Annotated in this window: 6 protein-coding genes and 1 pseudogene; 6 read left to right on the top strand and 1 reads right to left on the bottom strand. The window is 71.8% G+C overall.

Annotation, left to right across the window (positions count from 1 at the left end; all coding sequences use genetic code 11):
* From DEP02_RS19185 to DEP02_RS19165, 5 genes and pseudogenes are all read left to right on the top strand, one after another.
* A pseudogene (locus DEP02_RS19185) lies at positions 1 to 290 on the top strand (cellulose-binding protein); the annotation flags it as partial.
* 512 nt (positions 291 to 802) lie between these two features.
* Positions 803 to 1,591: an ABC transporter ATP-binding protein gene (locus DEP02_RS19180; RefSeq protein WP_112468917.1), complete on the top strand. Its 789-nt coding sequence runs from the start codon at positions 803 to 805 to the stop codon at positions 1,589 to 1,591.
* Complete coding sequence (locus DEP02_RS19175) at positions 1,588 to 4,167, top strand: ABC transporter permease (RefSeq protein ID WP_112468916.1); 2,580 nt, start codon at positions 1,588 to 1,590, stop codon at positions 4,165 to 4,167. The genes DEP02_RS19180 and DEP02_RS19175 overlap by 4 nt, the downstream gene beginning before the upstream one ends.
* Positions 4,168 to 4,361: 194 nt before the next feature.
* The gene (gene mfd, locus DEP02_RS19170; RefSeq protein ID WP_112468915.1) at positions 4,362 to 7,943 is read left to right on the top strand and encodes a transcription-repair coupling factor; all 3,582 of its coding nucleotides are present in this window, start codon (positions 4,362 to 4,364) and stop codon (positions 7,941 to 7,943) included.
* A gap of 172 nt (positions 7,944 to 8,115) precedes the next feature.
* Positions 8,116 to 8,829, top strand: coding sequence for an HNH endonuclease family protein (locus DEP02_RS19165; RefSeq protein ID WP_198668488.1), 714 nt, complete (start codon positions 8,116 to 8,118; stop codon positions 8,827 to 8,829).
* A gap of 121 nt (positions 8,830 to 8,950) precedes the next feature.
* On the opposite strand, the gene DEP02_RS19160 is transcribed toward DEP02_RS19165, so the two are convergent.
* The gene (locus DEP02_RS19160) at positions 8,951 to 9,703 is read right to left on the bottom strand and encodes a hypothetical protein (protein ID WP_112468913.1); all 753 of its coding nucleotides are present in this window, start codon (positions 9,701 to 9,703) and stop codon (positions 8,951 to 8,953) included.
* A 162-nt stretch (positions 9,704 to 9,865) separates the two neighbouring features.
* Between DEP02_RS19160 and DEP02_RS19155 the strand changes: the two genes are divergently transcribed.
* Positions 9,866 to 11,442, top strand: a 1,577-nt coding sequence (locus DEP02_RS19155; protein WP_112468918.1) for an N-6 DNA methylase, incomplete at its 3' end; no start/stop codon positions are given.

Below are 11,442 nucleotides of genomic sequence, written 5' to 3'. Positions count from 1 at the left end.
GTGCGGAGGCCGAGCGGCGGGCCGCGGTCGAGGCGGAGCACGCCGCCCGGGCGGCGGCCGCCGAGGCGGCCCTGTCGGAGGCGGTGCGGGCGCTCGTCGAGGCCGAACAGGCGGCGCGGCGGGGGCAGCAGGAGGCGCGGGCCCGGGCGGCGGAGGTGCTGACCGAGGCCCGGCTGCGGGAGGAGTGGACCGCCGGGGAGAGGGAGCGGGTGCTGCGCGAGCAGGGCGGGGCCTGGGACGGCGTACGGGCGCGGAGGGACCCGGTGCGCAGTGGTGTGACGGGGCGCTGACCGGGCGAGGGGGCGGGGCGGGGCATGGCGGGGAGGAGCGGGGCGGAGGGCGTGGCGGGGGCCGTCATCGACGGCGGGACCGTGAGTCGTCACCGTCGTCGGGTACTGCCCGCCTCCGATTCCTTCCCCGTGCACCTATCTGCCCCGGGAGGGCTTCGCGCTTGACCTTCACGCGGCGTCAGGGTGGACGCTCGGTGGGCCGATGGGGGGAGACGACCCTGAGACGGGGTCCTCCCGTCGGTGGACGACCCCTAGGGGGAGCTCCGTACTTGGGGTCGGGGAGGGTTCGTACCGGCGGAGGACGTGGGGGGACGGGGGCTGTTCCTAACCTGGTTCTACGCCGCAGGGGGCGGTGTGCCGCACCGACGGGGGTGGGGTTTTCCCCAGCGAAAGACTGCGCTGAGCACCAGCGCGCCGGGGGGCTTCGCCGAGCAGACTCGACGGCGTACCGATTCGCCGGCCACGCACTTGTTCCAGCGTGGCCATCCGCAAACCGATATAGGAGACTTGACGTGACATCGGCTGTGACCATTCCCAGGCACGGGGGTACTGGAAGGACTACGGCCGTTGCCGCGCGGGCGCGGCAGGTCGTGAAGGCCTACGGGGCCGGAGAGACCCGTGTCGTCGCCCTCGACCACGTCGACGTGGACATCGCCCGCGGCCGGTTCACCGCGATCATGGGCCCCTCGGGGTCCGGCAAGTCCACGCTGATGCACTGCCTCGCCGGCCTCGACACCGTGACGAGCGGTCAGATCTTCCTGGACGAGACCGAGATCACCGGCCTGAAGGACAAGAAGCTCACGCAGCTGCGCCGGGACCGGATCGGTTTCATCTTCCAGGCGTTCAACCTGCTGCCCACGCTGAACGCGCTCGAGAACATCACCCTGCCGATGGACATAGCCGGCCGGAAGCCGGACGGGGTGTGGCTGGACCGGGTGGTGGAGACCGTGGGTCTGGCCGGCCGGCTCAAGCACCGGCCCAACCAGCTCTCCGGTGGCCAGCAGCAGCGTGTCGCCGTGGCCCGCGCCCTGGCCGCCCGGCCCGAGATCATCTTCGGTGACGAGCCGACCGGAAACCTGGACTCCCGCGCGGGCGCCGAGGTGCTGGGCTTCCTGCGCCGGTCCGTGGACGAACTGGGCCAGACGATCGTGATGGTCACCCACGATCCGGTGGCCGCCTCCTACGCCGACCGCGTGCTGTACCTGGCCGACGGCCGGATCGTCGACGAGATGCACAAGCCGACGGCCGACCAGGTCCTGGACCGCATGAAGGACTTCGACGCCCGGGGGCGCACGTCATGACCGTCCTGAAGACCTCCCTGCGCAACTTCTTCGCGCACAAGGGCCGCATGGCGCTGTCGGCCGTCGCGGTGCTGCTGTCGGTGGCGTTCGTGTGCGGGACGCTGGTGTTCACCGACACGATGAACACGACGTTCGACAAGCTGTTCGCCGCCACCTCGTCGGATGTCACGGTGAGCGCCAAGGGCGCGTCCGACAGCGGTGAGACGACCTCTGGCAACGGCAAGCCGCCGGTGATGCCGGCCTCCGTGCTCACCGAGGTGCGCGGGGTGGACGGCGTGGAGTCGGCCGAGGGGACGGTGTTCTCGACCTCGGTGACCGTCGTCGACGGCGACAAGGACAGCCTTTCGCCGTCCAGCGGGGCACCGACCATCGTCGGCAGCTGGAACGACACCGAGGCCCGCACCATGAAGGTCACCTCCGGTGCGGCGCCCAAGGGCCCGGACCAGGTGATGGTCGACGCCGACACCGCCGACAAGCACGGCCTGGAGCTCGGTGACGGGATAGGCGTGATCACGGCGGTCGGCACGCACACCGCGAAGATCTCCGGCATCGCCGACTTCACCGTCACCAACCCCGGTGCCGCGATTTTCTACCTGGACACCAGGACCGCCCAGCAGGCGCTGATCGGCGAGACCGGTGTCTACACCAACGTCAACGTCACCGCCGCCGCCGGCGTCAGCGACGTGCAGCTGAAGAAGAACGTTCTGGCCGCACTCGGCGGCGACTACAAGGTGCAGACCGCCGAGGAGACCGCCGAGGCCAACCAGAAGGACGTCGAGAGCTTCATGAGCGTCATGAAGTACGCGATGCTCGGCTTCGCCGGGATCGCCTTCCTCGTCGGCATCTTCCTGATCATCAACACCTTCTCCATGCTGGTCGCGCAGCGCACCCGGGAGATCGGTCTGATGCGGGCCATCGGTTCCTCCCGCGGGCAGGTCAACCGCTCGGTGCTGGCCGAGGCGCTGCTGCTCGGTGTCGTCGGCTCGGTGCTCGGTGTGGGCGCGGGCGTAGGTCTCGCGGTCGGGTTGATGAAGCTCATGGGCCTGATGGGCATGAAGCTGTCCACGGACGACCTCACGGTGGCCTGGACGACCCCGGCGATCGGACTGCTCCTGGGTGTTGTCGTCACCGTGCTGGCCGCCTACCTGCCCGCCCGGCGGGCCGGCAAGATCTCCCCGATGGCCGCGCTGCGTGACGCGGGAGCCCCGGCGGACGCCAGGGCCGGCTGGGTGCGGGGCGTCATCGGCACGGTGCTGACCGCTGTCGGCGGGTTCGCCCTGTACCTGGCGGGGGCCGCGGACAAGGCCACCGACGGTTCCCTGTGGCTGGGCCTCGGCGTGGTGCTGTCCCTGATCGGCTTCGTCGTCATCGGTCCGCTGCTCGCGAGCGGCGTGGTCCGTGTCCTGGGCGCGGTCCTGCTGCGGGCCTTCGGCCCCGTCGGCCGCATGGCGGAGCGCAACGCCCTGCGCAACCCGCGCCGCACCGGCGCGACCGGCGCCGCGCTGATGATCGGGCTCGCGCTGGTGGCCTGCCTGTCGGTGGTCGGCTCCTCCATGGTGGCCTCCGCCACCGAGGAGCTCGACAAGGCGGTCGGTACGGACTTCATCGTCCAGAACGACCAGGGCCAGCTGCTCACCCCGCAGGCCGTTCAGGCCGTGAAGTCGACGCCCGGGCTGGAACGGGTCACCGAGTACAAGTGGACCGTGGCCGACTTCACCACGCCCGACGGCAAGACGCTCAAGGACACGGCGATCACGGCGGCCGACCCGACGTACGCGACCGACCTGCGGGTCGAGACCGTCGCGGGGAAGCTCACGGACGCCTACCGGCCCGACTCGATGTCGGTCCACGAGAAGTTCGCGAAGGATCACGGCATCAGCGTCGGTTCGAAGATCAAGGTCGCGTTCAAGGACGGCTCGGCGGCCGGGCTGACGGTCCGGGCGATCACCAGCAGTGAGGGCGTGGTCGACGCGGGCGCGATGTACACGTCGATCGACACGCTCGCCACGTACGTCCCGGCCGAGAAGATGCCGCTGGACCAGCTGGTCTTCGCCTCGGCCAAGGAGGGGCAGAAGGACGCCGCGTACAAGGCGCTGAAGGACGCGCTGCACGACTACCCGCAGTACACGGTGCGCGACCAGACCGACTACAAGGAGGCGCTGAAGGATCAGATCGGCCAGCTGCTGAACATGATCTACGGCCTGCTGGCCCTGGCGATCGTCGTCGCGATCCTGGGTGTGGTGAACACGCTGGCCCTGTCGGTGGTCGAGCGGACCCGGGAGATCGGCCTGATGCGGGCGATCGGCCTGTCGCGCCGGCAGCTGCGTCGCATGATCCGCATGGAGTCGGTCGTGATCGCTCTCTTCGGAGCCCTGCTGGGCCTGGGGCTGGGCATGGGCTGGGGCGCCACCGCCCAGCAGCTCCTCGCCCTGGAGGGCCTGAAGGTCCTCGACATCCCGTGGCCGACGATCATCGCCGTCTTCATCGGCTCGGCGTTCGTGGGCCTGTTCGCCGCCCTGGTCCCGGCGTTCCGGGCGGGCCGGATGAACGTACTGAACGCGATCGCGACGGACTGATCCCGGGGCACGGCCCGGGGACGGGAAGGCGGGGGCGGCGGGGCGTGACACCCTGCCGCCCCCGCCCCCGTTCACCCCCGTTGTCCACAGCCTCCACGGTCACCCGCCCGGGCGTCGTACGCTGAAGGGACCCCCGGCCCGCCGTACGAGTCGGGCCCTTCGTGTTGCCCACCTCCGGACGGAAATAGCCCCTCATGACCCTGCACGGTCTGCTCGACGCCGTCGTCAAGGACCCCGCCCTCGCGGAAGCGATCACTGCCGCGGCGGACGGCAACCGCATGTACGCCGACCTCGTCGGTCCCCCCGCGGCCCGCCCCTTCGCGATCGCCGCCCTGGCCCGCGAGGCCGCCCGCCCCGTGCTCGCGGTGACGGCGACCGGCCGCGAGGCCGAGGACCTGGCCGACGCCCTGCGCTCGCTGCTGCCCCCGGAGGGTGTCGCGGAGTACCCCTCCTGGGAGACGCTGCCGCACGAGCGGCTCAGCCCCCGCAGCGACACCGTGGGCCGCCGCCTGGCGGTGCTGCGCCGCCTGTCCCACCCCAGTCCCGACGACCCGGAGACCGGCCCGGTCTCGGTCGTCGTCGCGCCCGTGCGTTCCGTGCTCCAGCCGCAGGTCAAGGGCCTGGGCGACCTGGAACCGGTGTCGCTGAGGAGCGGGCGGACCGCCGACCTGAACGATGTCGTCGACGCCTTGGCCGCCGCCGCGTACTCCCGCGTGGAGCTGGTGGAGAAGCGCGGCGAGTTCGCCGTGCGCGGCGGCATCCTCGACGTGTTCCCGCCCACCGAGGAACACCCCCTGCGCATCGAGTTCTGGGGCGACGACGTCGAGGAGATCCGCTACTTCAGGGTCGCCGACCAGCGCTCCCTGGAGGTCGCCGAGCATGGCCTGTGGGCACCGCCCTGCCGTGAGCTGCTGCTCACCGAGGACGTACGCGCGCGTGCGCGTGTCCTCGCCGAGCAGCATCCGGAGCTCGGTGAACTGCTGGGCAAGCTCGCCGAGGGCATCGCGGTGGAGGGCATGGAGTCCCTGGCGCCGGTCCTGGTCGACGACATGGAGCTGCTGCTCGACGTGGTGCCCAAGGGCACCATGACCGTCGTCTGCGACCCGGAGCGGGTGCGCACGCGCGCGGCGGACCTGGTGGCGACCTCGCAGGAGTTCCTGCAGGCCTCCTGGGCGGCCACGGCCGGCGGGGGCGAGGCGCCCATCGACGTCGGCGCGGCCTCCCTGTGGTCGATCGCGGACGTACGGGACCGCGCGCGCGAGCTGGACATGATGTGGTGGACCGTCTCGCCGTTCGCCGCGGACGAGACGGCGTACGACGGCGCCGGCGAGAGCGCCGGGGGCGGGGGCGGGGACACCCTCAAGCTGGGCATGCACGCGCCCGAGACCTACCGCGGGGACACCGCGAAGGCGCTCGCCGACACCAAGGGCTGGCTCGCGGACGGCTGGCGCACGGTCTTCGTCACCGAGGGCCACGGCCCGGCCTCCCGCACCGTCGAGGTGCTCGGCGGGGAGGGCATCGCGGCCCGCCTGGCCGCGTCCGACGGAAAGGCGGGGGCCCTCGGGGCGCTGTCCCCGTCGGTGGTGCACGTGGCGTGCGGCCGCATCGACCACGGCTTCGTCGACCCGGGCCTGAAGCTGGCGGTGCTCACCGAGACCGACCTGACCGGCCAGAGGTCGGCCGGCCGCGACGGCGCCCGGATGCCGGTCCGCCGCCGCAAGACCATCGACCCGCTGACCCTGGAGGCCGGCGACTACATCGTCCACGAACAGCACGGCGTGGGCCGCTACATCGAGATGGTGCAGCGCACGGTGCAGGGCGCCACCCGCGAGTACCTGGTGGTGGAGTACGCCCCGGCCAAGCGCGGCCAGCCCGGCGACCGCCTCTACATCCCCACCGACCAGCTGGAGCAGATCACCAAGTACGTCGGCGGCGAGGCGCCCACCCTGCACCGGCTCGGCGGTGCCGACTGGACGAAGACCAAGGCGCGCGCGAAGAAGGCGGTCAAGGAGATCGCCGCCGACCTGATCAGGCTCTACAGCGCGCGCATGGCCGCGCCCGGGCACCCCTTCGGCACCGACACGCCCTGGCAGCGCGAGCTGGAGGACGCCTTCCCGTACGCGGAGACGCCCGACCAGCTCACCACGATCGCCGAGGTCAAGGAGGACATGGAGAAGTCGGTCCCGATGGACCGTCTGATCTGCGGCGACGTCGGCTACGGCAAGACGGAGATCGCAGTCCGCGCCGCCTTCAAGGCGGTCCAGGACGGCAAGCAGGTGGCGGTGCTCGTGCCCACCACGCTGCTGGTGCAGCAGCACTTCGGCACGTTCTCCGAGCGGTACGCGCAGTTCCCGGTGAAGGTGAGGGCGCTGTCCCGCTTCCAGACCGACACCGAAGCCAAGGCGGTCCTGGAGGGGCTGCGGGACGGCTCGGTGGACGTCGTGATCGGCACCCACCGCCTGTTCTCGTCGGAGACGAAGTTCAAGGACCTGGGCCTGGTCGTCGTCGACGAGGAGCAGCGCTTCGGCGTCGAGCACAAGGAGCAGCTGAAGAAGCTCCGCGCCAACGTGGACGTCCTGACGATGTCCGCGACGCCGATCCCCAGGACCCTGGAGATGGCCGTGACCGGCATCCGGGAGATGTCGACGATCACCACGCCGCCCGAGGAGCGCCACCCGGTACTGACGTTCGTCGGGCCGTACGAGGAGAAGCAGATCGGCGCGGCGATCCGCCGTGAGCTGCTGCGCGAGGGCCAGGTCTTCTACATCCACAACCGGGTGGAGTCCATCGACCGCGCCGCGGCCCGGCTGCGCGAGATCGTCCCCGAGGCGCGGATCGCCACCGCCCACGGCCAGATGTCGGAGTCCCTCCTGGAGCAGGTCGTGGTCGACTTCTGGGAGAAGAAGTACGACGTGCTGGTCTCCACGACGATCGTCGAGTCGGGCATCGACATCTCCAACGCCAACACGCTGATCGTGGAGCGCGGCGACAACTTCGGCCTGTCCCAGCTGCACCAGCTGCGCGGCCGGGTGGGCCGTGGCCGCGAGCGCGGCTACGCCTACTTCCTGTACCCGCCGGAGAAGCCGCTGACCGAGACGGCCCACGAGCGGCTGGCGACCATCGCCCAGCACACGGAGATGGGCGCGGGCATGTACGTGGCGATGAAGGACCTGGAGATCCGGGGCGCCGGAAACCTGCTGGGCGGCGAGCAGTCCGGGCACATCGCGGGCGTCGGCTTCGACCTGTACGTGCGGATGGTCGGCGAGGCGGTCGCGGACTACCGGGCCTCCCTGGAAGGTGGCGTGGAGGAGGAGCCGCCGCTCGAGGTCAAGATCGAGCTGCCCGTGGACGCGCACGTCCCGCACGACTACGCGCCCGGCGAGCGGCTGCGCCTGCAGGCCTACCGGTCCATCGCCTCCGCCAACTCGGAGGAGGACATCAAGGCCGTCCGTGAGGAACTCACCGACCGCTACGGCAAGTTGCCCGAGCCGGTGGAGAACCTGCTGCTGGTGGCCGGGCTGCGCATGCTCGCCCGGGCGTGCGGGGTGGGCGAGATCGTGCTGCAGGGCAACAACATCCGCTTCGCCCCGGTGGAGTTGCGCGAGTCGCAGGAGCTGCGTCTCAAGCGCCTCTACCCCGGCTCGGTGCTCAAGCCGGCCGCCCACCAGGTCCTCGTGCCCCGCCCCAAGACCGCGAAGGTCGGCGGCAAGCCGCTGGTCGGGCGGGAACTGCTCGGCTGGGTGGGGGAGTTCCTGACGTCCATCCTGGGGTCGTAGCCGCACTGTGCCCGCGCCGTGCTCGTGCCGTGCCCGCGCCCTGTGTCTCCGTGCCCTGTGCCTCCGTGCCCCCCCGTGTGACATGGACATCCTCCCCGCTACCGTGGGCACCTGGGAAAAGAGGCCCGCGCCAGGGGCGGGACCAGGCACGTAAGGGGAGGGGCGCGGCGTGATGCGTCTGAGGGGCGGGGCGGTCGTGGCCGCCGTCGTGGCGTTGACGGTGACCGGCTGCACGGAGGGGATCGACGGCTCGGGCGAACCCGGGAAGGCGGCGGGCGGGGGCGGTGCGGCGCTCGCCGCCGCCGAGTCGCTGACCGTCAAGGGGCGGGCGCCGAAGTCCGGCTACGAGCGGGGCAAGTTCGGCAGTGCCTGGGCGGACACCGACTCCAACGGCTGCGGCACCCGCGACGACATCCTCAAGCGGGACCTGAAGGAGGTGCGGTTCACCGACGGCACGTGCAAGGTGTCGCACGGCGTGCTGCGCCCGGACCCGTACACCGGCAAGGAGATCACCTTCCAGCGCGGGCGCAGCCAGGTCGACATAGACCATGTCGTCGCCCTGTCGGACGCCTGGCAGAAGGGCGCCGCGTACTGGGACGCGAGCAAGCGCATAGCCCTGGCCAACGACCCGCTCAACCTGCTCGCCGTGGAGGCGAGCGCCAACCGCTCCAAGGGCGACGGCGACACGGCGACCTGGCTGCCGCCCGACAAGAGCTACCGGTGCACGTACGTCGCCGCGCAGGTCGCGGTGAAGAAGAAGTACGAGCTGTGGGTCACCGCCGCGGAGAAGGCCGCGATGAAGAAGGTCCTGTCCACCTGCCCCGGCCAGGAACTCCCCTCCGGTGGCAACGCGACGAAGGCACCGGAGCGGTTCCGGGCGCGGTGACGTGACGCCGTACGGCCGAGGAGGCGGGTGTGCCTCCCCGGCCGGGGCGACGGTCCGTCAGCCCTCCCCCCAGAGGGCTGACGGACCGTCCTTCGGATGGCCTGGTCGGGCCGTCGGGACGTCAGAGCTTGTCGAGGTCCACGATGTCCTTGTCGGCGGGCGGCGTCGTCGGGACCGGCTTGTCGTAGTCCGTGAAGGAGAGGTCGTCCGGCTGCTTCGCCGTGGTGTTCTCGATCCGCAGCAGATACGGCTTGCCCTCGGTGGCGACGTAGAGGGTGTAGCGGTCCTTGCCGTCGGCCTCGGTGAGGGTGAACGCGGGCGTGCCGTCGAGTGTCGTCGCCTTGCCCTTGCGGGCGGCCGAGCCGGTGCCGTCGAACTCGGCGAGCAGCTCGTCGAGGTCGCAGAACGCGGTCATCTCCTTGGCGTCGTCGCTGTCGGCGTCGGTCTTCATCCAGCGGCCGGCGAGCATGTCCACCACAGCATCGGTCTCGGACTTGGGCTCTCCCTCGCTCTCGGAGCGCAGGAGCGCCTCGTCGAACTTCGAGTAGACGGTGTCGCCGGTCTTGATGATGTCGGCGTTGCCCCCGCTCATTCCGATGGACCCGGCGCAGTTTCCCGCGCGGTCGAGGGCCATGTTCAGCTTGACCGTGTCCTTGCCGTCGGGGACGTCGCCCTTGAGGGTGAGGGAGGAGGCGTTCTTGGTGGCCTTGAGCGCCTTGGCGACGATCTCCGGCCCGGACAGGTCGGCGAACGGGGCCTGCTCGGCCGTGCCCTTGCCGTCACCACCCGCGGTTTCCGGTTTTCCGGAGCCGCACGCGGTGAGGGCGAGCGAGACGGCGGCGATCAGGGAGAGTGCGGTGGTGGTGCGGCGCATGGGGTCCTCAGGGGTGTCGTGAGGTGGGCGGGAGGCCGCCTCGTGCCGGCGGTCGCTCGTTCCGATGGGCCCAATCAGAGCAGATGCTGTGAACCGAGTCAACATGAATGTGATTTGTTTGCTTCCCCTTCCTGTGAAGGGTGTTTTCGGATCGCCTTGGGTATGCTCGGTGCCCCAGCGTCGTCAGGAGGGAAGCCGGTGGGGGAGCAGGACAACGCCACTGAGGTGACCGCCGCTGGAATCGCGCGGCTCGCGGGGGTCGGCCGCGCGGCCGTCAGCAACTGGTGCCGCCGCCACGCCGACTTCCCCCGGCCCGTCGGCGGCACCGGGGCGAGCCCCGCCTTCGCACTCGCCGAGGTCGAGGAGTGGCTGCGCGAGCAGGGAAAGCTCGCCGAGGTCCCGCTCCGTGAACGGGTCTGGCAACAGCTCGCCGGACACCCCGCCGGCCCCGTCACCGCCCTCGTCCACGCGGGCTGCGCCCTGCTCCTGATCCGCGACCGGCCCACCGAGTGGCTGAAGCTCAACGGCCTCACCGACGCACGCATGGCCGAGGCGCTTGCCGACAGGCTCGACAGGGTGCTCACCCGACGGTTCGGTTCACAGGCCGCTGTGAACACTTCGGGCACGGCCCCCGGCAAGGCCGGCCCCGACGACAGTTCACAGTCGGCTGTGAACACCGGCCACGCGGCCCCGGTCGCCCCCCGCCCCGCCGAGGCGGCCGTCTCCGCGCCGCTGCTGAGGGGCATCGGCGAACTCGCCGCCGAACTCGGCACCCGCCGCACCTTCGAGTTCCTGCTCGGACGGCAACTCGACGCCAACCCCCGCCAGTACACGCTCACCCCGGCCGGCCCCGCCGCACTGATGGCCGAACTCGCCGGCCGGCCCCGTACCGTGCTCGACCCCGCCGCCGGCACCGGCGCCCTGCTCGGCGCGGTCCGCTCGCCGACCGCCGTGTACGCGCAGGACTCCGCTCCCGAACTCGCCGCCCTCACCGCGCTGCGGCTCGCCCTGAGCACCGACGCCGAGGTGCACGCACGCGTCGGCGACACCCTGCGCGCCGACGCCTTCCCCGGCCTCACCGTGGACGCGGTGCTGTGCCACCCGCCGTTCAACGAGCGCGACTGGGGCCACGACGAACTCGCCTACGACCCGCGCTGGGAGTACGGCTTCCCCGCCCGCACCGAGTCCGAACTGGCCTGGGTCCAGCACGCCCTCGCCCACCTGCGCGACGGCGGCACCGCCGTCCTGCTGATGCCGCCCGCCGCCGCGTCCCGCCGCTCCGGCCGCCGTATCCGGGCCGACCTGCTGCGGCGCGGCGCCCTGCGCGCCGTGATCGCGCTGCCCGCCGGCTCCGCGCCCCCGTACAACATCCCGCTGCACCTGTGGGTGCTGCGCCGCCCCACCGCCGGGACCCGGCCCTCCCCGCCCGGGCTGCTGCTCGTCGACACGGCGTCCACCGTCGACGGGCGCGCCCGCGACGACTGGCAGGCCGTGCGCTCCGCGGTCCTCGACGCCTGGCGGCCCTTCGACCGCACCGGCACGACCGCCGAGCAGCCGGGGCTCAGCCGCTGCGTACCGGTGCTCGACCTCCTCGACGACGACGTCGACCTCGCCCCCGCCCGCCACCTGCCGCCCCCGGCCGACGGCGGGGCCGAGCACCTGGCCGACGTCGGCGCCCGCCTGGGCGAGACCCTGCGGCTCGCCGCCGGCCTCGCCCCGCCGCCGCCCGGCACCGGGGC

The organism is Streptomyces triticisoli (assembly GCF_003270085.1).
Taxonomy (GTDB): Bacteria; Actinomycetota; Actinomycetes; order Streptomycetales; family Streptomycetaceae; genus Streptomyces; species Streptomyces triticisoli.
The sequence above is the reverse complement of the archived record's forward strand: the minus strand, read 5'-3'. Positions and strand labels throughout refer to the sequence as shown.